Origin of the sequence: Clostridium fermenticellae, assembly GCF_003600355.1 — a bacterium.
Lineage (GTDB): Bacteria > Bacillota > Clostridia > Clostridiales > Clostridiaceae > Clostridium_AV > Clostridium_AV fermenticellae.
In genome coordinates this window covers 1645377-1671707 of the sequence record NZ_CP032416.1, presented here as the reverse complement: position 1 = coordinate 1671707, position 26331 = coordinate 1645377, and the positions used below count along the sequence as shown (strand labels likewise).

23 protein-coding genes are annotated in these 26331 nt (G+C 32.5%); 22 read left to right on the top strand and 1 reads right to left on the bottom strand.

Annotation, left to right across the window (positions count from 1 at the left end; translation table 11 throughout):
* Positions 1–114: 114 nt before the first annotated feature.
* Together abc-f and pepF are read left to right on the top strand one after the other, a co-directional pair.
* Positions 115–1734, top strand: a complete 1620-nt coding sequence (abc-f, locus tag D4Z93_RS07765; protein WP_119972152.1) for a ribosomal protection-like ABC-F family protein — start codon at positions 115–117, stop codon at positions 1732–1734.
* A 102-nt stretch (positions 1735–1836) separates the two neighbouring features.
* Entirely contained in the window at positions 1837–3633 is a 1797-nt protein-coding gene (pepF, locus tag D4Z93_RS07760; protein WP_119972150.1) for an oligoendopeptidase F, read from the top strand.
* An 85-nt stretch (positions 3634–3718) separates the two neighbouring features.
* On the opposite strand, the gene D4Z93_RS07755 is transcribed toward pepF, so the two are convergent.
* Positions 3719–5242 carry a collagen-like domain-containing protein gene (locus D4Z93_RS07755; protein ID WP_119972147.1) on the bottom strand — a complete coding sequence of 508 codons (1524 nt, stop codon included), beginning with the start codon at positions 5240–5242 and terminating at the stop codon, positions 3719–3721.
* Positions 5243–5633: 391 nt separating this feature from the next.
* Between D4Z93_RS07755 and D4Z93_RS07750 the strand changes: the two genes are divergently transcribed.
* The 20 genes from D4Z93_RS07750 to D4Z93_RS07655 all read left to right on the top strand — a co-directional run bounded on the left by D4Z93_RS07750 (position 5634) and on the right by D4Z93_RS07655 (position 26251).
* Positions 5634–6776, top strand: coding sequence for a 1-propanol dehydrogenase PduQ (locus tag D4Z93_RS07750; RefSeq protein ID WP_119972145.1), 1143 nt, complete (start codon positions 5634–5636; stop codon positions 6774–6776).
* 121 nt (positions 6777–6897) lie between these two features.
* A complete protein-coding gene (locus tag D4Z93_RS07745) occupies positions 6898–7725 on the top strand; it encodes a MerR family transcriptional regulator (protein WP_119972142.1) in 828 nt (275 codons plus the stop codon).
* Positions 7726–8186: 461 nt separating this feature from the next.
* Positions 8187–9281, top strand: a complete 1095-nt coding sequence (locus tag D4Z93_RS07740; RefSeq protein WP_119972140.1) for a hypothetical protein — start codon at positions 8187–8189, stop codon at positions 9279–9281.
* Positions 9282–9297: 16 nt separating this feature from the next.
* Entirely contained in the window at positions 9298–10404 is a 1107-nt protein-coding gene (locus tag D4Z93_RS07735) for a hypothetical protein (protein WP_119972138.1), read from the top strand.
* Positions 10405–10671 carry a hypothetical protein gene (locus tag D4Z93_RS07730; protein WP_119972135.1) on the top strand — a complete coding sequence of 89 codons (267 nt, stop codon included), beginning with the start codon at positions 10405–10407 and terminating at the stop codon, positions 10669–10671.
* 66 nt (positions 10672–10737) lie between these two features.
* Positions 10738–11034 (top strand): BMC domain-containing protein, encoded by a 297-nt coding sequence (locus D4Z93_RS07725; protein WP_119972132.1) that lies wholly within the window; start codon positions 10738–10740, stop codon positions 11032–11034.
* A gap of 18 nt (positions 11035–11052) precedes the next feature.
* Positions 11053–11367, top strand: coding sequence for a BMC domain-containing protein (locus D4Z93_RS07720; RefSeq protein ID WP_119972130.1), 315 nt, complete (start codon positions 11053–11055; stop codon positions 11365–11367).
* Positions 11368–11400: 33 nt separating this feature from the next.
* Positions 11401–12882 carry an aldehyde dehydrogenase family protein gene (locus D4Z93_RS07715; RefSeq protein WP_119972128.1) on the top strand — a complete coding sequence of 494 codons (1482 nt, stop codon included), beginning with the start codon at positions 11401–11403 and terminating at the stop codon, positions 12880–12882.
* 48 nt (positions 12883–12930) lie between these two features.
* Positions 12931–15489 carry a choline trimethylamine-lyase gene (gene cutC / locus D4Z93_RS07710; protein ID WP_119972125.1) on the top strand — a complete coding sequence of 853 codons (2559 nt, stop codon included), beginning with the start codon at positions 12931–12933 and terminating at the stop codon, positions 15487–15489.
* 51 nt (positions 15490–15540) lie between these two features.
* Positions 15541–16494 (top strand): choline TMA-lyase-activating enzyme, encoded by a 954-nt coding sequence (cutD, locus tag D4Z93_RS07705; protein WP_119972122.1) that lies wholly within the window; start codon positions 15541–15543, stop codon positions 16492–16494.
* A 162-nt stretch (positions 16495–16656) separates the two neighbouring features.
* Positions 16657–17355: a cobalamin adenosyltransferase gene (locus tag D4Z93_RS07700; protein ID WP_119972119.1), complete on the top strand. Its 699-nt coding sequence runs from the start codon at positions 16657–16659 to the stop codon at positions 17353–17355.
* Positions 17337–18182, top strand: a complete 846-nt coding sequence (gene eutJ / locus D4Z93_RS07695; RefSeq protein WP_119972117.1) for an ethanolamine utilization protein EutJ — start codon at positions 17337–17339, stop codon at positions 18180–18182. The genes D4Z93_RS07700 and eutJ overlap by 19 nt, the downstream gene beginning before the upstream one ends.
* A gap of 15 nt (positions 18183–18197) precedes the next feature.
* Positions 18198–18494, top strand: coding sequence for a BMC domain-containing protein (locus D4Z93_RS07690; protein ID WP_119972114.1), 297 nt, complete (start codon positions 18198–18200; stop codon positions 18492–18494).
* A gap of 2 nt (positions 18495–18496) precedes the next feature.
* On the top strand, positions 18497–18760 hold the full coding sequence (locus D4Z93_RS07685; protein WP_119972111.1) for a EutN/CcmL family microcompartment protein: 264 nt from the start codon (positions 18497–18499) through the stop codon (positions 18758–18760).
* A 42-nt stretch (positions 18761–18802) separates the two neighbouring features.
* Positions 18803–19465, top strand: a complete 663-nt coding sequence (locus D4Z93_RS07680) for a cupin domain-containing protein (protein WP_119972110.1) — start codon at positions 18803–18805, stop codon at positions 19463–19465.
* Between the two features lie 19 nt (positions 19466–19484).
* Positions 19485–20189 carry a BMC domain-containing protein gene (locus tag D4Z93_RS07675; RefSeq protein ID WP_119972107.1) on the top strand — a complete coding sequence of 235 codons (705 nt, stop codon included), beginning with the start codon at positions 19485–19487 and terminating at the stop codon, positions 20187–20189.
* Positions 20190–20223: 34 nt separating this feature from the next.
* Positions 20224–21843 (top strand): acetaldehyde dehydrogenase (acetylating), encoded by a 1620-nt coding sequence (locus D4Z93_RS07670; protein ID WP_119972104.1) that lies wholly within the window; start codon positions 20224–20226, stop codon positions 21841–21843.
* Positions 21843–22505 (top strand): phosphate propanoyltransferase, encoded by a 663-nt coding sequence (locus D4Z93_RS07665; RefSeq protein WP_119972101.1) that lies wholly within the window; start codon positions 21843–21845, stop codon positions 22503–22505. The genes D4Z93_RS07670 and D4Z93_RS07665 overlap by 1 nt, the downstream gene beginning before the upstream one ends.
* Before the next feature lie 58 nt (positions 22506–22563).
* The gene (eutM, locus tag D4Z93_RS07660) at positions 22564–22860 is read left to right on the top strand and encodes an ethanolamine utilization microcompartment protein EutM (RefSeq protein WP_119972097.1); all 297 of its coding nucleotides are present in this window, start codon (positions 22564–22566) and stop codon (positions 22858–22860) included.
* 148 nt (positions 22861–23008) lie between these two features.
* Positions 23009–26251 carry a DEAD/DEAH box helicase gene (locus D4Z93_RS07655; RefSeq protein WP_119972095.1) on the top strand — a complete coding sequence of 1081 codons (3243 nt, stop codon included), beginning with the start codon at positions 23009–23011 and terminating at the stop codon, positions 26249–26251.
* Positions 26252–26331: the final 80 nt, after the last annotated feature.

Below are 26331 nucleotides of genomic sequence, written 5' to 3'. Positions count from 1 at the left end.
GCTGGATTAGTTTAAATGAAATATTAATTACTACAGGATACCTATGTCTTTTTGCATAAGTTTATATTGTATATTCATTTATCTTTCCAGCATTTGCAAAGGAGAGATTTTTTTATGTTAATTTTAGAAGCTGTAAATTTAAAGAAATATTATGGTGATAGATTAATTATATCAGTTAATGATTTTAAAATACAAACTGGAGATAAAGTAGGAGTTATAGGGGATAATGGTGCCGGAAAAACTACATTTTTAAATATATTGTCAGGAGATATAGATATAGATATGGGGATTGTAAAAAGATATTCTTCTATAGCATATATTAAGCAGTTTCTAGACAAAAATATAAATGGTTCTGGAAAGCTATTTAAAGAATTTGAAGTTCATAATAAATTTAATTCACAAAATATAAGCGGTGGTGAATGTGCAAAGCTTAATATCGCAGATGAATTAAGTAAAGATAGTGAACTTCTCTTGACTGATGAACCAACTTCAAATTTGGATTATAAAAGTATTTGTATTCTAAAAGAAAAGTTTATGAAAATAGGAACACTTGTTTTGATAAGCCACGACAGGGACTTTATGGATAGCATCTGTAATAAAATCGTAGAAATAAATAATGGAAAGCTTTCTCTTTATTATGGAAATTATTCTTCTTATAAAAAACAAAAAGTCTTAGAATTAAAGAAACAGAGAGAAGAATATGAAAAATATATTGAAGAGAAAACAAGACTTCATAAAGCAATGATGGGTGTTCACAGTAAATCAAAATCTATAAAGAAGGCGCCAAATAGAATGGGAAATTCAGAGGCAAGACTTCACAAGGGCAAAGTTAGTGAGAAAAAGAAAAAGGTGGATAGTTCATTAAAAAGGATAAAGTCGCGTATTAAAAAACTTGAAATTAAGGAAAGGCCTGATAGGATTTTTAATATAGGAATTGATTTTTCACTTACTAATCCTCCTGAAAATAAAATTATAATGTCCGGCTCTGATCTATCTTTTGAATATGGTAATAAACAGATATTTTGTAATGCTAAATTCAAAATATGTAATGGACTAAAAACAGCAATTGTAGGGTGTAACGGATCTGGAAAAACTACACTTCTAAATTTAATAGACAAAAAAGATAAACATATTCATATTGTACCAAAGGCTACTATTGGATATTTTCATCAGGATTTAAGTATCCTAAATTTTGATAAAACGGTATTTCAAAATGTTATGAAAAATAGTGTTCAAGATGAAAGTGAAGTTAGAAGAACTTTAGCTAAACTATTAATTTGTGGTGATAAAATTTATAATAAGGTAAGCACATTGAGTGGTGGAGAGAGAGTAAGGGTTTCTTTTGCCAAGCTTTTTGTATCAGATGCAAATGTACTTTTATTTGATGAACCTACAAATTATCTCGATGTAAAATCCATTGAAGTATTCGAAAATTTTTTGAAAGATTACAAAGGAACAGTAATTTATGTTTCACATGATAAAGCATTTATAAATGCTACAGCTGATAGACTGCTGATAATTCAGAATAAAAAAATAACAGAATTTGAGGGAAATTTAAAGGAATTTGAAGAAATAAAAAAAGTGCCACAAAAGCAAAAGGATACTGGTATAGAAAAATCAATTTTACAGATGAAGCTTACCTATATAGTTACTCAAATGTCACTTAAAAATTGTAATAAAGATGAACTCGAGAAAGAATACGAGGATATTGTAAGAAGGTTAAGAAAACTATAAATTTTAGATAGAAGTATATAATAAAAGACTTTATAATTAAGGTCGATTATGGGAAAATTAATCTTAGATTCTTAAAAACGTAGAAAAGAGGTAAAATTTTTTATGGGACAGATAAAAAGAAGAGAAGAGATACCTAAAGAATATAAATGGAATATTGAAAAGATTTATAAAGATGTTGAGGCGTGGAAAGAGGATTTTGAAAAACTGAAGATTGAGGCACCAAAATTAAGTGAGTATACTGGTAAATTGTCGGATGGAAAAGTACTTTTAGAGTGTTTGCAAAAACAAGAAGAAGTTTCAAGATTGTTAGGTAAGTTAATGATTTTTGCACATATGAAAAATGATGAAGATACTGCCAATCCTGATTTCCAGGTTTTAAAAGATAGGATATATGAATATAGTGCTGAGGTAGAAAGCATAGAAGCATTTTTTATCCCTGAAATATTAAGTTTAAAAGATGGAAGTATAAAAAAATTTATAGAGGATGTTAAAGAATTAAATGTGTATAAATTTTTACTCTACAAAATATTAAAAAGGAAGCCTCACACTTTAAGTGCAGAGCAGGAAAAACTTATAGCTTCTGTGTCGGACTGCTTGAATGCTCCTGAAAAAATTTATAACATGTTATTAAATGCTGATATGACTTTCCCAAACATAAAAGATGAAAATGGTAAAGACGTTGAACTTACAGATGTAAATTATTTGGAGTTTATAAAATCAAAAGATAGAAGAGTACGAGAAGAAGCATTCAAGGCTTTATTTAATACCTATAAGAAGTATAAAAATACTTTGTCGGCATCACTTACTTCAAATATAAAGAACTTTGTTTTTATGTCAAAGACGAGAAAGTATGAAAATTCTATGGAATGTTCTTTAAAACCAAATGATATACCTATTGATGTTTATAATAATACGGTTGATGCTGTAAATAATAATTTAAAATCACTGCATAGATATATACGGATTAAAAAGAAACTTCTGGGGCTTAGAGAAATGCATATGTATGATTTATATGTATCTATAATAGATATCGCAAAAGATCATATAGAATTTAATGATGCGGTGAAAATAGTGAAAAGGGCTCTTACTCCTCTTGGAAAAGAATATATAGATATATTCAGTGAAGGAATAAATGAAGGATGGATTGATATATATCCGAATAAGAATAAAATAGGAGGAGCCTATTCCACAGGTGATTATGATACCATGCCTTATGTGCTTTTAAATTATAATTACAGTCTTACAGATGTATCAACATTGGCACATGAAATGGGACACTCTATACACTCTTATTATTCAAGAAAGAATCAGCCTTATATATATTCGAACTACTCTCTTTTTTGTGCTGAAGTTGCTTCAACTACTAATGAAAGTCTTTTAATGAGATATTTAATTAATAATGAAAATGATAAGAATAAAAAACTTTATCTTATAAATCAAGAACTTGAACAGATCAGAACTACTGTGTTCAGGCAGGTAATGTTTGCTGAATTCGAAAAAATAACTCATGAAAAGGTAGAAAGCGGTATACCACTCACAGGAGATGATTTATGTAGTATTTGGAGAAAATTAAATGAGAAATATTTTGGAGAGGATATGATTGTGGATAAAGAGATAGATATGGAATGGTCAAGAATCCCACATTTCTATTGGGATTTCTATGTATATCAGTATGCTACAGGGTATGCAGCAGCACATTCCTTTGCAAATGCAATACTTAAAGATGGAGAAAAGGCAGTAGAGGCCTATAAGGGATTTCTAAAAAGTGGCTCTAGTGATTATCCTATAAATGTTCTTAGAAAAGCAGGAGTTGATATGACTACACCTAAGCCTTTGGAGGATACAATAAAGAGATTTGATGAATTGCTTGATATGCTTGAAACATATATGAATGATTAATTAAAGAAACTATTTTAAATTATATAATAATAAAGTGATTTTTATAGGGCTTTCTTAAAAAGAAAGCCCCATAATCAAAATTTTTCTATTTTATATCTTCTATATGACAAGTTGAAACTATTATATTATTGGAAAGTAATGCAACCCCGTAAGCGGTAGCTCTAACTCTCTGGTAACCGGTGTTTGTTCCACCAACTACTACATTGACTTTGCATCCGATAAGTGATTTTAAAGTTTTTCTTACAGCTCTTTCACAATCTGCTTCTCCTCCTTGAGGAATTTCATCAGGGACTGGCAAGAAGCAAATTTTTAATCTTCCATCACAATCTATAAGGCATTTGTTTCTAACAGTTATATATGCTATTCTGCAGATATTTATTCTGTTAGTGATTTTTCCACAATTTGAAAGTAATAATACGCCACTGTTTCTTCCATTAGGTGTTAAACCACATGGTACTCCGGATACATGACCACCATTTTCATAAGCTACATCGATTATCGCATTAGGGAATAGGCACATAATTTGCTCTAAAATATTTCTCATTTGACTTACACATTTACATTCGCTTGATGGACCGGCTGAACCAGGATCACCTTTAGCTCCTCTAGGGCCTCTAGGACCCATTGGCCCTCTAGGACCAGTTGCACCAGGGTCACCTTGACATCCTCTGTGGCCCCTAGGGCCTCTAGGACCAGGACAACCGCAAGAACCTTGACAACCGCAATCACCTTTAAGACCTCTAGGACCCCTAGCACCAGTTGAGCCAGGATCACCTTTAGCTCCTCTAGGTCCTCTAGGACCTATTGGACCTCTAGGACCAGCTGCACCAGGGTCACCTTGACATCCTCTAGGTCCCCTAGGACCTCTGGGACCAGGACAACCGCAAGAACCTTGACAACCGCAATCACCTTTAGATCCTCTAGGGCCCCTAGGACCCATTGGACCTATTGGTCCTCTAGCACCAGTTGAGCCAGGATCACCTTTGCTTCCTCTAGGGCCTCTAGGACCCATTGGACCCATTGGCCCTCTAGGACCAGTTGCACCAGGGTCACCTTGACATCCTTTAGGCCCTTTAGGACCTTCACAGCAAACTATTTTTACTTTGCATTTACGGTGCTTCTTGTGGTGATTGCAAAAATCGTTTTTATGACAGTCATCATCATAATCTTGTTCGTTAAACCAATCCCCGTCTGATTTACAGTCATAATCTTCATTGTTACAATCTGTAATATCATCACATCTTTTGGGATCAGTATAGTCATCTTCATCGTAGTCATGACTTATAGAGTCATCAACGTTTGAAGTATCTTCTGTATAATCTATATCTTCAATTAAATCATCATCGGAAGATATATCATCTGAGTTTTCATCAGACTCAACTTTAGTATCGTATTTACAAGTTTCATCATAATCGTTAGGGCAATCTGAACGATCTGTGTAATCATTATAGTTTACATCATCATAGTTGTCATTGAAATTCCAATCATTACTATTTACATCATCATAGTTGTCATCACTTGAATTCATACCATAAGCTGTCTTATTTTCATATTTATCATATATTTTATCATTAGAATTTTCATTAGGTAACTTTTTATAATTTCTCATGAATCATTTTACCTCCTTGAGTGTAGCTAGCAAAATTTTAGTGCTTTCCTTGATTTATTTTATGATGATTATTTTATAATGACACTATATTAATAAAGAAGTATAGAATTTTATATTAAAAATCTAACAATCAATTATTGTAGAATTTGAAATATTCTTATTCAGATGAAATATGTGTGATATCAATTTGGAAAGATAATGATTTATCTATTAATAATATTTAAATTTAATATTGAAAAGGATTGTATTAATGATCGAATATTGATATAATATATACAATATGATTTCTAATAACTTACTTTGATTGTTGAATTTTGGATTGACTTTATTTTTAAATTTGAGAACGACTAATTCATTCATATCTTAAACTTTTTGTGAGGAGATTAGGTATATGAAGGAATTTAGTATTAATACAAAAATTTGTTTTGGAGAAGGCGCTTTAAACAAATTAAGCGAAATAAAGAATAAAAGAGTATTAATTGTATGTGACAAGTTCATGGAAACTTCAGGTATGGCTGCAAAAGTGCAGGAAAAACTTGATGGTTGTGATACAGCTATTTATAGTGATATTGTACCTGATCCATCTGTGGAAATTATTGCAAATGGTATTCAAAAACTTCAGGTTTGTAACGCTGAAGTCATAATAGCTCTTGGCGGGGGTTCTTCAATTGATGGAGCCAAAGCAATAAGAGAATATGCAAAAAAGGTTAAAGGAACATCAACTGTAATAAAGGATTTTTATGCTATACCTACCACAAGCGGAACAGGTTCAGAAGTAACAGAATATGCAGTAATTACGAATAAACAGGAATCTTTAAAATATGCACTTACAAATAAATCACTTCTTCCAACAGTAGCTATTCTTGATCCCGAATTGGTAAAGTCTGTTCCTAAGGCTATTACTGCTGATACAGGAATGGATGTTATCACACACGCAATGGAGGCTTATGTGTCAAAAAATGCAACTGATTTTTCAGATGCTCTTGCAGAGAAAGCTTTTACTTTAGCATTTAGATTTTTACCGCAAGCTTACGAAGATGGTAATAATATATTAGCAAGAGAAAAACTTCATAATGCATCATGTCTTGCTGGTATGGCATTTAATGCAGCTGGACTTGGAATTTGTCATAGTTTGGCACATGCTATAGGCGGAAAATTACATATTTCGCATGGCAGAAGTAATGCTATAATACTTCCATATGTAGTTGAATATAATGCCAATTTAAGTGGTACTAATTTTAGTTCTGAGTATAGTATAGCAGCTAAAAAATACCAAAGACTTGCCAAATTATTAAAATTACACGCTCCGAATGTAATTATAGGTGTTAATAATTTAATCAGAAGCATAGTAGCACTTAAAGAGGAACTTAAGATCCCCAAGACATTTAAAGAGCAAGGTGCAGATATGGAACTTGCCATAAAGTATAAGGATGAAATTATAAAAGCAGCTTCTAAGGACGTATGTACAACGGCTAACCCTAGAGAAGCATCGGCAGTAGATTTGACAAATATTCTAAATAGAGTTTTAGAATAAGACGTATATTAACCACTCAATAATGAGTGGTTTTTTGTGATGCAAAAAATATTGAGAATATTTCTGAAATATACTATAATTTTAATTATATTAAATTAAATATGTAATTAGGAGGAAAAATATGGCTGATGAGTTTTATTCTATAGGGAAAGTTGAAGAAATATGTAAAATAACTAAAAAAGCATTGAGATACTATGATAGAATGAAAATATTATCACCTGATAAAGTATGCGATGAAAATGGATATAGATATTACAGTAAAAAAAATTTATTAACAGTGCCAGTAATAAGGTATTATAAACAGAGTGGTTTTAAATTAGATGAAATGCGTGAGTTTCTAGGAGGAAGGGCCAGTTATGAATATGTTGACAGGCGTTTTAGAAAAAAAATTGATGAATTAGAAGATATAGATAAAGAAATAAATTTAAAAATTAGATCAATTAAGGATTGGAGGCAACTTATAGATGAAGCAGAAATGGTACTTGCAAATAATGTAATTGACGTATCTGTAAAATATATAGATAGTAGAAAACTTATATTTTTAAATCAGGAATTTAAATATGATTATATGGATTCTATAATAAATATAGAATTTTGTAATTATATAGATAGTGTAAACAATGCAATAACAGGTCCTGTAATAATAAATTTTCCATCGTATAAAGACAAGATGAATGGAAAATGTAATAGTATGAAAATAATGCAGCAGACGATATTAAAATGCAAGGATGAACAAAGTATAGAGTACGGTGGTTGGCTCGCAGCATGTTGTTATCATATAGGCAAACACGAAAATATTGGCGAGACTTATAAAAAAATAGAAAATTGGGTCGAAAATCATGGATATAAATGTTTTGAAGAATGTTATGAAAGGTATGTAACAGATTATTGGACAACTCAAAATACTAATAGATTTATAACAGAAGTTATTATAAAAATTAGAAGATAGTAAAAAGGTGATAAATAATTATTTTAAAGTATAATTATTTATCACCTTTTTATTTAAAAATTCAATTTTAACAGACATATTAATTTAATTTAAAACATTACCCTAAGGGGAATGTTTAATCTAGAAATATAGAATTGATTGTTAAAATAAATGCAATAATTAATGTGAAAGTGTTAATGGAATATATCAAAATAGTATTTATAAATATATTGTAATGCTACTTAATAGCTTTAATTAAGTCATATATGTATAAAATTGAAGTTTTGTGACGTATTTTTGTTAAAAAAATATTGACTTTCCCCTATAGGGGAAAGAATATAATCTAATTAAAAGATATATATGAAAGGTTGTTTAACAATTTACAAGTAAAATATCCAAAATTATAGCAATCATAAGATAGTTCCATTAAAATCATGTTAAAAATCCACTAAATATTATATTAGTGAAAGGGGTTCTATTTTATGGAAGGAATTTCAAATGCTGTATATGTCGAGACTGTTACTGCAAAGAACAGATTAAAATCTAATTTTCTCAAAAAAGGTATTTCCATTGGTCTTTTTTCTGGAGTTATGTATGGATTTTATTCAGCCTTTTTAACCCTTGGTATGAAAGAGGGAATTTGGAATACATGGTATAGCGGTAAAGCTGGATTATCAGCAGTGGTTGTGACTTATGTATTAGGAGCACTCGGCAGTGCCGTAAACGATACTTGTAGTGCAGTTTGGGCAGTGATTTATGCAGCGATAAGAGGAAAGCTTGGAGATTTTTTTAGATGCATCAAAACTAAACCCGGTTTTATCATGATGTTAGCAGCTCTTATAGGCGGACCGATTTCAAGTACTGCTTATGTAGTGGCACTTCAGAAAGCTGGATCAATTGTCATTCCAATTACTGCTCTTTGTCCGGCTATTGGTGCTATTTTAGGAAGAATATTATTTAAACAAAAATTAAATAAACATATGATACTTGGAATTACTATTTGTGTCATATCAAGTTTCATGATTGGCAGTGCCAGTATAGGCAGTGGTGCTCAAAAAGGAGCTTTATTTGGAATCTGCATAGCTTTTATAGCAGCACTTGGATGGGGATTTGAAGGCTGCGTGGCCGGTTATGGTACTTCGATGATCGACTCGGAAATAGGTATTACAATTCGCCAAGCAACATCAGGACTTTCAAATTTATTTATATTAGTACCTTTTTTCAGTATCATATTTGGCAGCAATATTAAATTTACAACTAGCTTGACAATTCAAGCATTTACAAGCGGATCTGCAATGATATGGTTTGCATTAAGCGGACTTTGTGCCTTTGTTTCATATATGAGTTGGTACAACGGTAATAGCATGTGTGGTGCAGCGCTTGGCATGGCATGTAATGGTACATATTCTTTCTGGGGACCGTTTTGCTGTTGGATAGTTCTCGGTGTTATGGGTGGAATGAAAGGATGGGCATTACCTCCAATCGTTTGGCTTGGGGCCATAATAATGATGTTCGGCATTCTTATAATAGCAGTAAATCCTATGGATTTATTTAATAAAAAAGAACAGGTAAATTGAAAGGAGTTTTTATTTTATGATGGAAGTTTCAACGGCGATAAACCCTAAAGCACTGATGGCAAAGAAAAAATTAAAAAGCAATTTTTTTAAAAAGGGTATATCAATCGCTTTATTTTCAGGACTTACATATGGTATGTATACAGCATTTTTGACCATGGGTATGACAAAAGGTATATGGGCTGATTGGTATGGTGCTAATAAAGCTGGCTTATCAGCATTTGTAATAGCATATGTAGTTGCGGCATTAGGAAATGCAATAAATGATGTCTGTAGTGCAGGTTGGGCAATTTTATATTCTATTTTTAAGGGCAAGTTTGGAGATTTCTTAAGATGCATTAAAAGCAAACCTGGTGCCATCATGATGTTAGCTGCCTTTATAGGCGGACCAATAGCTGGAACAGCTTATGTTATAGCAATTCAGATGGCTGGATCAATAGTTGTTCCTATATCAGCTCTCTGTCCTGCTATAGCAGCAATACTTGGTAAAATTTTATTTAATCAGAAACTTGATAAGAGAATGGCTGTTGGTATCTTAATATGTGTATTCGCAAGTTTTTTAATTGGGAGTACCGGGTTTAAAGGTACTGCATCAACAAAGACTTTTATAGGATTCCTTATAGCCATCATAGCAGCACTTGGATGGGGATTTGAAGGTTGTGTGGCTGGATATGGTACTTCAATGATTGACTATGAGATTGGTATATGTATCCGTCAGGTTACTTCTGGTTTATCAAATTTATTTATAATGGTTCCAATTTTCGCACTTGCAGCTGGGTCTATAGGTAAATCATTTAATCTTGCATCACAGGCATTTACAAGTGGTCCTGCAATGATATGGTTTGCGCTAAGTGGACTTATGTCTGTTGTTACATTTATGACATGGTATGCAGGAAATAGTATGTGTGGAGCAGGTCTTGGTACAGCTTGTAATGGTACGTATTCATTCTTTGGACCATTTTTCTGCTTGTTACTTTTAGGAATTTACGGCGGAATGCCTGGATGGTCATTGCCACCAATTGCTTGGATTGGAGCTGTAATAATGATTTTTGGTATTCTTGTAATAGCAATGAATCCACTTGATTTGTTTAGAAAAAAAGAGGACGATCTTGGAGGTGTAAACTAGATGAAACCACTTAATTATGCGATTTTAAAGCATTTCACTAAAGTTGAAGAAGCTTCTGCTGATGATGTAATAGAAGCTTTAAAGGGTGACTATGGTAATTTTAAGGCTTTAAAGAAGAAAGCAGTTATAAATGCACTAATGACAGCAGAAGCAAATGGTCTACTTGAAGAAACAAGATTTGAACTTGATAATAATGGGGAATTAATAGTTTATTATCATGCCAATGAGGAAGGCGCAGCTACTATTAACAATTATATTAAGGATTAGAATGAATTCTTAGAGATATTTGTTAAATTAATATAGCTACTCAACAAACAGGAAGGTGGGATATAAATGAGGTATTATGGGAATGAAGCTTTGGGCTTAATAGAAACTATAGGGTTAGTTCCTGCACTTGATGCTGCTGATAAAATGCTCAAAGCAGCTGATGTTGAGCTTATTTCATATGAAAATATTGGTTCAACTCTCGTAACTGTAATAGTAAAAGGGGATGTTGGAGCTGTAAGATCCGCAGTTGAAGCAGGTGCAGCAGCAGCTCGAGCTATTGGAAAACTAACAGCACACAATGTGATGCCGCGTCCTATAAATGAAGTCGGCGATATTGTTTCAGTGCACGATATTGATGCTTAGAAAGGAAAGGATATACTTATGGCAAGATATGAAGCTTTAGGATTAATTGAAACTTTTGGTTTGGTTTTTGCTTTAGAAGCAGCAGATGCGATGTGCAAAGCAGCTGAAGTTGAACTTGTAGGATATGAAAATGTAGCTTCTGGATATATATCTGTATTAGTTCAAGGTGATGTTGGCGCTTGTAAGGCAGCAGTTGATGCTGGCGTAGCTGCAGTTAACGCTATGGAGGATGCAAATTTATATAGTTATGTAGTTATACCTAGACCTCATCAGGATCTTCAAAAGATAATTAAGCGTTATGCTATTGAAGGACTTTTACCGGAACAGAAGTAATATATGATATTTTCAAAAGAGGGGGAGAGAAGAATGAATATTATTGATAATGATTTGCTCTCCATGCAAGAAGCTAGGATTCTTGTTGAAAATGCCAGAGAGGCACAGAAGAAATTAGCTACCTTTTCACAGGAAAAACTTGATGAAATAGTTGAACGTATGGTTGAAGAAATTGAAAAACATCTGAAAGAACTTGCCATAATGTCTAATGATGAAACTGACTATGGAAAGTGGAAAGATAAATATGTAAAAAACCACTTTATTTGCAAGTATTTAAGAAATAGACTTAAAGGCATGAGATGTGTAGGGATAATAAATAGGGATGTAGTTGGAAAAACATTAGATGTTGGAGTACCTATGGGTGTAATTATAGGATTTTGCCCGGCTACAAGTCCAGTTTCTACAACTATATATAAAGCGCTAATTGCTATTAAATCAGGAAATGCGATTATATTTTCACCGCATAAAAGGGCCCAAAATACAATTTGCAAAACAGTTGATATCTTAACTAGAGCTGCAGAAGGTGTGGGACTTCCAGACGGTGCACTTGCATGCTTGCATACAGTCAGCGAAAGTGGTTCATTGGAACTTATGAATCATAAATATACCTCACTTATAATGAATACTGGAGTACCCGATATGCTTGATGCAGCTTATAAATCCGGTAAACCAGTAATCTATGGAGGAAATGGAAATGGTCCTGTATTTATAGAAAGAACGGCAGATATAGATCAGGCCGTTAAGGATATTATTGACAGCAAAAGCTTTGATTACGGAATTGTTTCAAGTGCTGAACAATCAATTGTTGTTGATAGTTGTATTGCATCTCAAGTGGAAGAAACACTTCAAAAAAATGGTGCATATTTTATGACAGATGAAGAGTCCAGAAAACTTGCTTCAGTTTGTTTGGAGAAGGATGGAAGAGAAAATTTAGAGGCTGTAGGTAAATCACCGCAATTTTTAGCTAGAAATGCCGGCTTCACTGTTTCAGATGATGTAAAGATTCTTGTATCAAAACAGAAATATGTTTCATTAGATAATCCTTATTCAAAAGAAAAACTTTGCCCTGTTTTAGCTTTTTATATAGAAGAAGATTGGATGCATGCATGTGAAAAATGCATAGAATTATTACTTACTGAAAGACAGGGACATACACTTGTTATACATTCAAAAGATGAAGAAGTTATTCGTCAGTTTGCACTTAAAAAGCCAGTTGGAAGAGTACTTGTGAATACTCCGGGAACTTTTGGAAGCATGGGAGCAACTACAAATTTATTCCCATCAATGACTTTAGGAAGTGGTTCCGCAGGGAAAGGAATGACTTCAGATAATGTGTCGCCTATGAATTTAATATATGTACGTAAAGTTGGGTATGGCGTTCGAAAAGTAGATGAACTTATTGATACATTGATTAATGAGGGATGTAAAGAATGTAAATTGGATTCAGAAGAAACAGATGACAATATTAAATTGCTTGAAGATATTTTAACGAGAGTTATAAATAACTTTAAATAGATATCATATATAAAATATGAAATATACTGAAGAATGTGGGGTAATGAATTGGATATTAGTGAATTTTCAACAAAATTTATGGAAGCTACTAAAGATATGTCCGAAGAGGAACGCTCAAATTTAATAAAAATGTTCTCTAGTGTTTCCAAAGAAGTAACAAAGTCAGAACCATCTTCTAAAGAAGAGTCATCTTGTAAATATATTATTGGTGACAATGGCGGCAAAATTCCAGATGGAATGACAGAACGTTTGTATAAGTTAAAACAAAATTATTTAAAACAAGTTCCAAGTATAACAACTTATAGAGCAAGAGCTATTACTAAAATAGCTAAAGAAAATCCTGGAACGCCTAAGTCTGTTTTACGTGGTAAGTGCTTCAGATATTGCTGCGAAACTGCACCACTTGTAATTCAGGATAATGAACTTATAGTTGGAGCACCAAACGGTAAACCACGTGCAGGAGCTTTTTCACCTGATATAGCTTGGAGATGGATGGAAGATGAAATTGATACAATAGCAACACGTCCTCAAGATCCTTTCTATATATCAGAAGAGGATAAAAAAGTTATGCGTGAAGAATTATTTCCATTTTGGAAAGGAAAATCAGTTGATGAATATTGTGAAGATCAATATCGTGAAGCTGGTGTGTGGGAACTTTCTGGTGAATCCTTTGTATCAGATTGTTCATATCATGCAGTAAATGGTGGTGGAGATTCAAATCCTGGATACGATGTAATACTTATGAAAAAAGGTATGCTTGATATCCAAAGAGAAGCAAAAGAGAAATTAGCTACTCTTGATTATGAAAATCCAGAAGATATAGATAAAATATATTTCTATAAATCAGTAATTGATACTACTGAAGGTGTTATGACATATGCTAAACGTATGTCGGATTATGCTGCCAAGCTTGCCGCTAAAGAAACTAATCCTAAGCGTAAGGCAGAACTTCTAAAGATATCAGAAGTAAATGCTAAAGTTCCAGCACATAAGCCAGAAACATTTTGGGAAGCAATACAAGCTGTTTGGACTATAGAATCATTACTTGTAGTTGAAGAAAACCAAACAGGTATGTCAATAGGACGTGTGGATCAATATATGTATCCATTCTATAAAGCAGATATTGAATCAGGACGTATGAATGATTTTCAGGCATTTGAATTAGCTGGTTGTATGCTTATAAAGATGTCTGAAATGATGTGGATAACAAGTGAAGGTGGTTCTAAGTTCTTTGCTGGATATCAACCATTTGTAAATATGTGCGTTGGTGGTGTAACAAGAGAAGGAAGGGATGCTACTAATGATCTTACGTATCTTTTAATGGATGCTGTTCGTCATGTTAAAATATATCAGCCATCATTAGCTTGTCGTATACACAAGAGTTCACCACAGGCATTTCTTAAGAAGATTGTTCAGGTAGTTCGTGCAGGTATGGGTTTTCCGGCATGCCACTTTGACGATGTTCATATAAAAATAATGCTTGCAAAAGGTGTTTCAATAGAAGATGCAAGAGATTACTGCTTAATGGGCTGTGTTGAGCCACAGAAGGCAGGAAGATTATATCAATGGACTTCTACAGCATATACTCAATGGCCTATATGTATAGAACTTGTACTTAATCATGGTGTACCACTATGGTATGGAAAACAAGTTTGCCCGGATCTGGGAGATTTAAGCCAATATAAAACTTATGAACAATTTGATGCAGCTGTAAAAGAACAGATAAAATATATAACTAAATGGACAGATGTTGCAACAGTAATTTCTCAACGTGTTCACAGAGAACTTGCACCAAAGCCACTTATGTCAATCATGTATGAAGGCTGCATGGAGAAAGGTAAAGGAGTAGAAGCAGGAGGAGCTATGTATAACTTCGGACCTGGAGTTGTATGGAGTGGACTTGCTACTTACACAGACTCAATGGCAGCTATAAAGAAGCTAGTATTTGATGACAAAAAATATACATTACAACAATTGAATGATGCATTAAAAGCTGATTTTGTTGGATATGAAATGTTAAGAAAAGATTGTATGGAAGCTCCTAAGTATGGTAATGATGAAGATTATGCAGATTATATTGCTGCTGACTTGATTAACTTTACTGAAATGGAACACCGTAAATATAAGACATTATATTCAGTACTTAGCCATGGTACTTTATCAATATCGAATAACACACCATTTGGACAAATGACTGGAGCTTCGGCTAACGGACGTAAGGCTTGGACACCATTATCAGATGGTATAAGTCCATCACAGGGATCAGACCATAAGGGACCTACTGCTATAATTAAGTCTGTTTCTAAGATGAGCTGTGACAATATGAATATAGGTATGGTTCATAACTTCAAATTGATGGCAGGACTTCTTGATACACCAGAAGGTGAACAGGGAATTATAACATTACTTCGTAGTGCTTGTGCTCTTCAACTTGGAGAAATGCAGTTCAACTATCTAGATAATAAGACTTTGCTTGAAGCTCAAAAACATCCAGATCAATACAGAGACTTAATAGTTCGTGTTGCTGGATACAGTGCATTCTTTGTTGAATTATGCAAAGATGTTCAGGATGAAATCATAAGTAGAACAATGCTTACACATTTCTAAATCAAATGTTTATATATTAAAAATCAGTGTGGGCAAATTGGAGATTAAAATATGGATAATGAAATTTTAAATAAAATTGAACGGAAAGCTAGGATTTTTAATATACAAAAATACAATATGTATGATGGAAATGGAATAAGAACTATAGTATTTTTTCAGGGTTGTCCTCTTAGATGTAAGTGGTGTGCAAATCCTGAAGGAATGCTTAGAAAAAATAGAGTAATGTTTAAAAGTGATTTATGTATTAACTGCGGGGCATGTGTTACTGCCTGCCCTGTAGGAATACACACTATAAATAATGAAACTATGGAACATGAGGTCAATCGTGATATTGATTGTATTGGATGCGGCAAATGCGTGAGTGCCTGTGTTAATTCTGCTCTATCAATAGTTGGAGAATTTAAGACTATATCTGAACTTTTAAAAGTTGTAGAAGAAGATAGAACCTTTTATGATATGTCTGGTGGAGGAGTTACACTAGGTGGCGGTGAGGTATTGATGCAGCCAGAAGCTGCAGAAAATCTCTTAATGGCATGTAAGCAAGTTGGTATAAATACTGCAATTGAAACCTGCGGCTATGCAAAATTAGAATCAGTACTTAAGGTTGCAGAATTTGTAGATTTATTCTTATTCGATATCAAACATATTAATTCTGATAAACATTTTAAATGGACTGGGGTCAGAAACGAGCGTATTTTAGAAAATCTTAGGGAACTTTTGCGCCGTAAGTATAATGTTAAAATTCGTATGCCATTACTTAAAGGTGTAAATGATAGGCAAGAGGATATTGAAAAAGTAATGGAATTTTTAAAACCGTATAAAGACTATAAAAATTTTAAAGGTGTTGATTTACTTCCATATCATAAAATGGGTGTAAATAAATATAAGCAGCTTGGAATGGACTATCAAATAGAGGGTGATCCAAGTCTAACTGATGAAGACTTAGCTAAAATAGAAGGATGGATTCAGAAGTATGATTTGAGTGCAAAAGTAATTAGGCACTAACCACTATTTTAAATAGATAATTAGGATATGATGTTCAGTAATTGGTATTAGGATAAAGTGTGATTTAACTCCTGTGAATAAAATAATATTTGGGACAGTTGAAGATGCAGGAATTGATGCCTTAAAACAGTATTTATTTGAAAAGGTAAGGAGTAAAGGTCGATGATTAAATTTATTACCGAAGAATATTTAAGAGATATATACAGAAAAGAACCCTTTGATAGTTATAAACTAGAACAGGGACAACGTCTCACACCTGGAGCAGTTGAGTATCTTTCAGATAAGAAAATAAAATTGGTTACTGAAGATTTTGCTGAAAAGAAGGTAGAAAAACCAGCAGCTGCAGAACCGTTTCAGGTTAGTGTAAAAACTGTAGAAAAAGAGAAACAAGATAATTTTGGTTCAAAAAATAAGCTTTGTTGTAAGTTAAAATCTATAGAGGCAGCATTTCTTGTTACTAGCAGTGAAATATTAAGAGAAGATGTTACTTTAGCACAAAGTGTTATAAATTTAGGAAGAAAAATCTCTAACATAAGAAATGTTGTAGAAGGAAAAGCTTCACTTGAAGTCATTTATCTTAAAGAATGTACAGGAATAAATTCATCAAATTGCACAACTGAACTTGAGGATTGTTTTGAAATAACAGAATTTCATATGCAGCTAGATAAGAGCAGTTCAATATTAAGAATTCATTTGCTTCGATGCAATGTAAGAGAGTTATATTTTGAAGTGATTGATGCATATAAAGATGAAGATGATTTAAAGGATGGCATAATAAAAAATCTTAATTTAATTATTAATTCACTGTCTCAATTGATTTGTTCAATAATAGGAGGAAAACAATGTCAGAGAAAAAATTAACTTTTGAATATTGTGATGATATGGTTCAAAAGTTTGAGGAAGTTGTAGAAAAACCAATTGTAAATAATTCTTCTATTTATTATACAGGTGTAGATTTGGGTACTGCATGTATAGTACTAGCAGTTCTTGATAAAAATTATGAGCCTGTTGCAGGTGCATACAGATATGCGGATGTGGTTCGTGATGGAATGGTTGTAGATTATATTGGAGCAGTAAGAATAGTAAGAGAACTTAAAGAAGAAATTGAAGAAAAGTTAAACACCGAACTAATTTATGCAGCAGCTGCAATACCACCTGGAACAGATAGCTTGGATTCTGGAGCAATAAAGAATGTAGTTCAGGCTGCTGGATTTGAACTTACCCGTCTTTTAGATGAACCGACTGCTGCCAATGCTGTGCTTAAGATTCAAAATGGTGCAGTTGTAGATGTTGGTGGAGGTACTACAGGAATATCAATACTAAAAGATGGAAAAGTTATTCATGTTGTCGATGAACCTACAGGTGGAACTCATTTTTCATTGGTTATCTCAGGTGCGTATGGAATGTCTTTTAAAGAAGCTGATGAGTTTAAAAGAGATTATAAAAATCATAAAGAGATTTTGCCGGTACTTAAGCCAGTAGTTGAAAAAGTTGCAGCAATTATTAGCTATAATATTAAAAATTACAATGTAGAAGAGATTTCTCTGGTAGGTGGTACCTGCTGCCTTACCGGAATTGAGGAAATCATTGCAAAGCAAACAGGAATTTACACACACAAACCTAAAAATCCTATGTTTGTTACACCACTTGGTATAGCGTTAAGTTGTACACAAGATATTATAGAGTAATGGAGAGTGGTTAAAGTGGATTTTAGGATTATAAAATCACCTTCCCAAAGTACCAAGGACATTTTAAAGAGAAGAATGGGTGCAAATTGTAATACAGATGTTGACAGTATTGATGCTATAGGGCTCGTTCAAGGTAAACTTATTGATATGATTTATGCAGCTGATATTGCTGAGAAAACTGTAGGAGTTACTGTTGAAGATATTAGAGGAACTTGTCCTCAGCACATGATGCTGATTGGAATTTTTGGTGATACATCATCAGTTGAGTCTGCATTGAGCCAAATTAAATTAAAAATGAAAGAGGTAAAATAGGAATGATAGCAGCAAGACTTGTTGATAATGTTTGGGCAACCAGAAAAGAAGAATCACTTAATGGACTTAAATTTATGCTTGCAGAAGAGATAGGCGGATCAAATGCTGGAAGAAGACTTATAGTTGTAGATAATATCAGTGCAGGTATTGGAGACAGGGTAATAATTAGTACCGGATCTTCTGCCCGTAGAATGTTAGGTGATGATGAAGTACCTGTTGATGCAGTTGTTATTGGAATAATTGATGAGGACTGCAAGTTTGAGTAACATAGTTTCAATAGCATTAACATTTTGAAAGGAAGTGATATAGTGAAAAAATTAGTGAGTGCAAAAGATATTGAGGCATCAATACTGAATAAGAAAAAGGTATTTGTTATAGATGGTAGTGAAATAATTACACCATCAGCCAAAGATCTTGCAAAAAACAATGGAATAGTATTTTCTACAGAGGCTTCTAAAGATAATGCGGGGGAGTGTGAGGTCAAAGCTCCATTAAATGTAGATGATATGAATTCTGATCAACTTATTAGTTTCTTTAAAGCAATGATGGACAAAGGATTACTTCAAAAAATGCTTGAATGTTTGAAATCAGAGAATTCTTTATTCAAGGCAGATGTTGATCCTGGTGGACTCAAGGTTGTTAGAGGAAATTCAGTAAAAATGGATGTATTTGATACTGGAAATCCTGAAAATAAGGTATTTTATCAAGAATTAGTAAGTAAAGAAGAGTCCAAAATGAGTGCAGGTTTTCTAATAATTGAAAACTCTAAATTTGACTGGGAATTGACTTATGAAGAGATTGACTATGTTATTGAAGGAACTTTGACAGTTGAAATCAATGGAAAGACATATACAGCTCATGCCGGTGATGTATTATTTGTACCATCAGGCTCTAAAGTAGTTTGGGGTTCACCAGATAAGGCTAAGTTATTCTATGCAACATATCCAGCAAATTGGGCGGATCTTTTATAGAAAATTAGGAGGATAACCTATGCAAGCGCTTGGTTTAATAGAAACAAAAGGATTACTTGCAGCTATTGAAGCAGCCGATGCAATGGTTAAATCGGCAAATGTAAGTATCTTAGAGAAAACTTATGTAGGCGGAGGTCTTGTTACTGTTTCAATTAATGGTGATGTAGGTGCGGTAAAAGCTTCTGTGGAAGCTGGAGCAGCAGCTGTTAAGGGAATTGGTGAAGAATTTTTAATTTCGGAACATGTAATTCCACGTCCACATGATGAATTGAAAACTATAATTGGACCTGATGATCCTGAAGATGGAGATTTTCATGATGAAGTTATAGATAAAGAAGAGAATAATGCAGTTATAGACACTAATAAAGAAGAAATATTGACTAAAGTTGAAGATGAAGAATTAATTTATGAACAACCAGAAACTGCAACAGATGATGAAGAAAATATAAAAGATGAAGTTGAAGATAAAAACGATACAGATATTTCAGATTCAGGGAAATTCCACAAATTTAAGTTAGAAAATCTTCATAGAGAAGATGTAAATAAATTAGTAAATGAAAATGGCTTAGAAAAAACTCTTTCAATGTTACTTAAATTGAAAGTTGTCAAGCTTAGAAATCTGGCTCGTGAATACAAGGATTTTGTAATTACAGGAAGGGCGATTTCAAAGGCAGACAAGAATTTGCTAATTGCTAAATTTAAAATATATTATGAGAAAAAATAGCTATGGTTAATTCTACGAAGGGAAGTATGAAACAATGGAAAAGTTTGATAAAGATTTACGCTCCATACAAGAAGCGAGAAATCTTGCTAAGCTTGGAAAGGTAGCAGCTAATAAAATTGCTGATTACACTGAAGAGCAGATTGACAAAATTTTACGCAATATGGTTAAAGTTGCAGAAGAATATGGAGTTTGTCTTGCAAAGATGGCTGTTGAAGAAACAGGATTTGGAAAAGTAGAAGATAAAGCTTATAAAAATCATATGGCAGCTACAATACTTTATGATTCGATAAAATATATGAAGACTATAGGTGTAATTAAAGAAGATCCTGTAAATAAGATTATAGAGATAGCTGAACCAGTTGGATTGGTTATGGGTATAGTACCTTCGACAAACCCAACTTCTACAATTATTTTTAAAGCTATGATTGCAATTAAGTCACGTAATGCTATAGTATTTTCACCACATCCAGCTGCTTCAAAATGCTCACTTAGAGCAGTTGAATTAATGAACGAGGCTGCTGTTGCTGCTGGTGCTCCAGAGAATGTTATAACTGCAGTAAGTATACCATCTATTGGAGCTACAAATGAACTTATGAAATCTAAAGAGGTTTCTTTAATAATAGCAACAGGTGGACCAGGAATGGTTAAAGCTGCCTACAGTTCAGGAACTCCAGCTATTGGTGTTGGAGCAGGAAATTCTCCAGCATATATTGAAAGAACTGCAGATGTTAAAGCTGCTGTTACAGATATTATGGCAAGTAAAACTTTCGACTATGGTACAATATGTGCTTCAGAACAATCTGTAGTTTGTGAAGAATGTAATCATGACGCAGTTGTTGCGGAATTTAAGAGACAAGGTGGATATTTCATGACAGAAGAGGAAACTGATAAAGTTTGCAAACTTTTATTCAAGAATGGTGGTCATTCTATGAGTGCTAAGTTTGTTGGAAGAAGCCCTCAAGTTATTGCTAGTGCTGCAGGAATTCAAATTCCGGAAGGAACAAGAGTCCTTATAGGAAAACAAAATGGTGTAGGTGATGGATACCCACTTTCATATGAAAAACTTACAACAGTTTTAGGATTTTATACAGTAAGAGATTGGCATGAAGCATGTGATTTAAGTATTCAATTATTACAAAACGGAATTGGACATACTATGAACATTCATACTAATGATAGAGATATGGTTCTAAAGTTTGCTAAAAAACCAGCTTCACGTATCCTTGTTAATACTGGTGGAAGCCAGGGTGGAACAGGAGCAAGCACAGGACTTAGCCCTGCATTTACATTAGGATGCGGAACATGGGGTGGAAGCTCAGTATCTGAGAATGTTACTCCAAAACATCTTATAAACATTAAGAGAGTTGCTTATGGAATAAAAAATTGTGCAACATTAGTTGCTGATGACCCAACATTTAATTGCTCAGTTAACACTGAAACTTGTCATACAACTGAAAGCTTAAGTGGAGCTGAAAAGACATTTATGAATATGAGTCCAGCTCAAATTTCAGCAGCTGCAGAAGCTTTAAATAAAGTTCAAAATTGCAATTCAAATAATGATAATTGCAATTGCACTACTGCTTCAAGTAATAACAATGAAGGAGTTGCAGATTTAGTTAATCAAATAATTGCTGCTATCAAGGGGGCAAATTAATGAGTACTGGTGTAGCTAATGTAGAAGAAGTTTTAAAGCTTTTACTGGAAACAGTAAAAAGTAATGCAGCAAAAAATGAAGTTAAAGCTAATATATCTGAAATCCCGGTGGGTATTTCCAATAGACATGTACATCTTTCAGAAAAAGACTTAGAATGTTTATTTGGTAAAGGATATGAACTTACGAGGATTAAAGATTTATCCCAACCAGGACAATATGCTTGTAAGGAAGTTGTAACACTTTGTGGACCAAGAGGACCAATTGAAAAGGTTAGAATTCTTGGACCTGTTAGAAGTAAATCTCAGGTTGAAGTATTAGCAGGAGATTGTAGGAAACTTGGTATATCATCACATGTAAAATTGTCTGGTGATTTGGCCGGTACACCTGGAATCACAATAGTTGGACCCAAGGGTACAGTGCAAATTTCAGAGGGTGTAATGGTAGCTCAAAGACATATTCACATGACACCAGAAGAAGCTAAAGTATTAGGAGTCTGTGATGGAGATATAGTATCTATAAAAATTGACGGTTTAAGAGGTGGAGTATTCAATAATGTGGCTATAAGGGCTAATGATACTTCAGGTCTTGAATGTCATCTTGATGTTGAAGAAGCAAACGCTATGGGTATCAACCCAAAGTCAAAAATAACAATAGTAAAATAGCTTATAATTAAAAATTAAAATAAAAATAAAATTAAAGATATTTTAGGAGGATTTTAAAATGGTTAAATATGATGCATTAGGAATGATAGAAACTAGAGGATTAGTAGGATCAATAGAAGCAGCTGATGCTATGGTTAAGGCAGCAAACGTATATTTAATAGGTAAAGAATATGTTGGAGGCGGACTAGTAACTGTTATGGTTAGAGGTGATGTTGGAGCTGTTAAAGCTGCTACAGATGCTGGTGCTGCAGCTGCACAACGTGTTGGAGAATTAATATCAGTTCACGTTATACCTCGTCCACATTCAGAAGTTGAAACAATTCTTCCATCAATTAAAGAAAATACTGCAAAATAATATAACTAATTATAAAAAGAAGCTGCTCAGAGAATCTGGGCAGTTTCTTTTATTGTGAATGATTTGAAATTATGGGTATGATGAAAGTATATTTGATTTATGATATAATTAAAGAATTTGGATATTAAACTTTTAAGGAGAAATTGTTTTGGATAAAGAGATACTATTTAATATATTTAATAAACAAACTAGCGGTAAGAATTATGATAAAGGGAGAAGGATTTTTGAGAATGATCTTGTATCGTCTTTAACTATCAAAAATGATGAAAATTTAATTTATATAGATGCATCTGTAATTTCTGAAGGCCTTTTTAATGAGTACAGTACAAAAATAGAAATAGACTTAAAAAATAAAAGTATTTTTTCAACTTACTGCAGCTGTAAGGATTATGAAAAAAATGAGTTTAAAAAAACAAATTACTGCTGCAAGCATTTAGTTGCAACTTTTTATAAAGCGCTAGATGATCTTATAAAGAATCCTCTTTTGAGTGGGAAAAGTATTAAGAGTAATAATATCTTTAAAAGGGATGATAGTGAGCTTCATATGCTTTTGGGAGATGAGGACGATAAAGAAGAAATAAAAATTGAGGTATACTTAAACAAGACAGAATGGGATAGAAGGCTTAAAGTTGATTTTAAAATAGGAGTAAGCTCTATGTCCTCACGAAGTTTGTATATATTAAAAGATATTGATAGGTTTCTCTTATCATATGATAATAAGATACCAATAACCTATAGTAAAAATTTTACATTTAATGTAAGAAATCAGAAATTTAATATAAAAGATAAGAGATTAATTGATTTCATAAAAACTTTAAGGGATATTGAAAATACACGTAAATATATTAATAGAAATTCAAATAAGTGCATAGATGGTAAATATATAATTATTCCAGACTATCTGGTAAGAAATTTTTTTGAAGTTATAAGCAGTCATAGAGTTTATTTAAATGATGGCTTTTTTTATAGAGAAATCCAAACGGAAATATTATTTGAGAATCCACCTATAAATTTTAGCCTTGAGCTAAAAAAAGATAAATATATATTAAAAATAAAGGGAGGAATGCCTACAAGTTTAACTTCTAAAAATGATGTTTTTTTATACGGAAGTACGATATACCTTTCTGAATATGATTTTTGTTACAAAATAAGGCCGTATATAGAGGTATTTAATAAAGATAATAGTATAGACATGGAAATGTCAGATGAGGATATGATTCTTAGAAAATTAATTCCCGATTTAAATTTTTTGTCCCCATATTTAGCACTTTCACGAAACATAAAGGATAAAATAGTTGTAGATGAGTGCGGGTTTAATTTTTATTTTGACAGGGAACATAAAGATATAACTTTAATTGTAAAAGTTATTTATGGAAAAATTGAGTTCAATACATTTGATGATTATAAAGAAAAAATTATATATAGGGATATAAAAAACGAAAATGGAGTTCTTAATCTCATAAGAAGTTTGGGTTTTATAAGTAATAATAAAAAATTTTATTTTACAAGAGATGAGGACAGTGCATTTTTATTTTTTAAAAATGATATAAATAAACTTCAAAAAATAGGTGATGTATATTATTCGGAAAATTTTAAGGGTATAAAATCTATAACTAAAAATAGTATAAGAGCTGACATAAGGCAGGGAAAGTATGATTATTTTGAAATGAAATTTGAAATAAAAGATATTGATTCTAAGGAAATCTCTGATATTTTAAAGGCATTTAGAGATAATGTTAAATACTATAAATTGAAAAATGGAGAGTATATTGACTTGGAGGAGCTGGAGCTCAAGAATTTTTTAAGATTTTTAAATGCAGCATCTTCTGAAAGAAATATAGAAAATAATATTCATATACCAAAAAGTAAGGGCATTTTTTTAGAGAATTTTATCGAGGAAAATGGTATCAGGTATATAAAGGGAAAGAATGAACTAAAGAAGATAAAAGATAAATTTAAGAAAATAAGTAAACTTGAATTTAAGGAACCCAAAGAACTGAAAGCTAATTTAAGAGAATATCAAAAGGTTGGCTACAATTGGTTTAAAACTATTGAATACTTTGGATTTGGTGGGATTCTAGGTGATGAAATGGGTCTTGGAAAAACAGTTCAAACTATTGCTTTCTTGTTGTCCAATAAGCAGTATAAATCACTTATAATTGTACCTACATCATTAATATATAACTGGATTAATGAATTTGAAAAATTTGCACCTTCATTAAAAGTGAAAGCATTAAATGGTCAGAAAGAAGAGAGAGAAGAGGAATTTAAAAATGTATCAGATTATGATGTGATTATAACAACTTATAATTTGCTTAAAAATGATATCGATATATATAATAAATTTGAGTTTGATTGCCTAATACTGGATGAAGCACAATTTATAAAAAATCCATCTTCTCAGAATGCATTGGCCGCGAAAAAAATAAAGGCAAGGTTAAAATTTGCGCTTTCTGGAACACCAATAGAAAATTCAGTTATGGAACTCTGGTCTATATTTGATTTTATAATGCCGGGATATCTTTATGATGAAAAAACCTTCAGTGTTAAATATTATAAAAGATTTAAGGAAGAACCTTGTGTTTTAGATGAACTTAATAAACTCATAAGTCCATTCATCTTAAGAAGGCGAAAAGAAGATGTTATGAAGGAATTACCGCGAAAAATAGAAAAGAAATTTATGGTAACCTTAGATGATGAACAAAAGAAGGTATATAAAATATATGCTGATTATGCAATGAATCTCATTAAGAAAAAAGTGCAGGATGATGAATTTAAGAGTTCAAAAATAGAGATACTTTCATATATAACTAAATTAAGACAGCTATGTTTGGATCCATCAGTAATAATAAAAGATTATAATGGTGGAAGCGGTAAAATGAAGGCATTAGTTGAATTACTGGAGAAGAGTACAGAGCAGGGACATAGAATACTTGTTTTTTCCCAATTCACATCTGTACTTAAGAAGATAGGAAAAGCAATTGATGCCTGCGGAATTCCATTTAGTTACCTAGATGGAACAATGTCATCCGAAAAAAGAATAAATATTGTAAAAAAATTTAATGAAGGATACAGTTCGGTTTTTTTAATAAGTCTTAAGGCTGGCGGAACGGGGCTTAATTTGACTTCCGCAGATGTGGTTATACATTTTGATCCGTGGTGGAATCCGGCTGTTGAAGAACAGGCTACAGACAGGGCACATAGAATAGGGCAAAAAAAGGTGGTTGAAGTTATAAAAATTATAGCAAAAGGTACTATTGAGGAAAAGATCATACAACTTCAAGAGGAAAAGAAAAAGCTCATATCAGAACTAATGGGAGATGAATTATCAGGTGAAAAGAGTTTTGCAAATTTATCAGAAAATGAAATATTAGAGCTCTTCAACATGTAATCCGGATAAAAATCAATCTATGAAAAGCATAATAGCGAATTAGATAGAAATTTGTAAAAAAGTAAGCTTTGAATTTAAGT

Excerpts from the sequence above, each read along its gene's own strand:
- D4Z93_RS07750 (WP_119972145.1), top strand. The coding sequence starts at position 5,634 with ATGAAGGAATTTAGTATTAATACAAAAATTTGTTTTGGAGAAGGCGCT.
- pepF (WP_119972150.1), top strand. The coding sequence starts at position 1,837 with ATGGGACAGATAAAAAGAAGAGAAGAGATACCTAAAGAATATAAATGG.
- D4Z93_RS07665 (WP_119972101.1), top strand. The coding sequence starts at position 21,843 with ATGAGTACTGGTGTAGCTAATGTAGAAGAAGTTTTAAAGCTTTTACTG.
- D4Z93_RS07670 (WP_119972104.1), top strand. The coding sequence starts at position 20,224 with ATGGAAAAGTTTGATAAAGATTTACGCTCCATACAAGAAGCGAGAAAT.
- D4Z93_RS07720 (WP_119972130.1), top strand. The coding sequence starts at position 11,053 with ATGGCAAGATATGAAGCTTTAGGATTAATTGAAACTTTTGGTTTGGTT.
- D4Z93_RS07740 (WP_119972140.1), top strand. The coding sequence starts at position 8,187 with ATGGAAGGAATTTCAAATGCTGTATATGTCGAGACTGTTACTGCAAAG.
- abc-f (WP_119972152.1), top strand. The coding sequence starts at position 115 with ATGTTAATTTTAGAAGCTGTAAATTTAAAGAAATATTATGGTGATAGA.
- D4Z93_RS07685 (WP_119972111.1), top strand. The coding sequence starts at position 18,497 with ATGATAGCAGCAAGACTTGTTGATAATGTTTGGGCAACCAGAAAAGAA.
- D4Z93_RS07755 (WP_119972147.1), bottom strand. The coding sequence starts at position 5,242 with ATGAGAAATTATAAAAAGTTACCTAATGAAAATTCTAATGATAAAATA.
- cutD (WP_119972122.1), top strand. The coding sequence starts at position 15,541 with ATGGATAATGAAATTTTAAATAAAATTGAACGGAAAGCTAGGATTTTT.
- D4Z93_RS07730 (WP_119972135.1), top strand. The coding sequence starts at position 10,405 with ATGAAACCACTTAATTATGCGATTTTAAAGCATTTCACTAAAGTTGAA.
- D4Z93_RS07725 (WP_119972132.1), top strand. The coding sequence starts at position 10,738 with ATGAGGTATTATGGGAATGAAGCTTTGGGCTTAATAGAAACTATAGGG.
- D4Z93_RS07745 (WP_119972142.1), top strand. The coding sequence starts at position 6,898 with ATGGCTGATGAGTTTTATTCTATAGGGAAAGTTGAAGAAATATGTAAA.
- D4Z93_RS07715 (WP_119972128.1), top strand. The coding sequence starts at position 11,401 with ATGAATATTATTGATAATGATTTGCTCTCCATGCAAGAAGCTAGGATT.
- D4Z93_RS07675 (WP_119972107.1), top strand. The coding sequence starts at position 19,485 with ATGCAAGCGCTTGGTTTAATAGAAACAAAAGGATTACTTGCAGCTATT.
- D4Z93_RS07700 (WP_119972119.1), top strand. The coding sequence starts at position 16,657 with ATGATTAAATTTATTACCGAAGAATATTTAAGAGATATATACAGAAAA.
- eutJ (WP_119972117.1), top strand. The coding sequence starts at position 17,337 with ATGTCAGAGAAAAAATTAACTTTTGAATATTGTGATGATATGGTTCAA.
- eutM (WP_119972097.1), top strand. The coding sequence starts at position 22,564 with ATGGTTAAATATGATGCATTAGGAATGATAGAAACTAGAGGATTAGTA.
- D4Z93_RS07735 (WP_119972138.1), top strand. The coding sequence starts at position 9,298 with ATGATGGAAGTTTCAACGGCGATAAACCCTAAAGCACTGATGGCAAAG.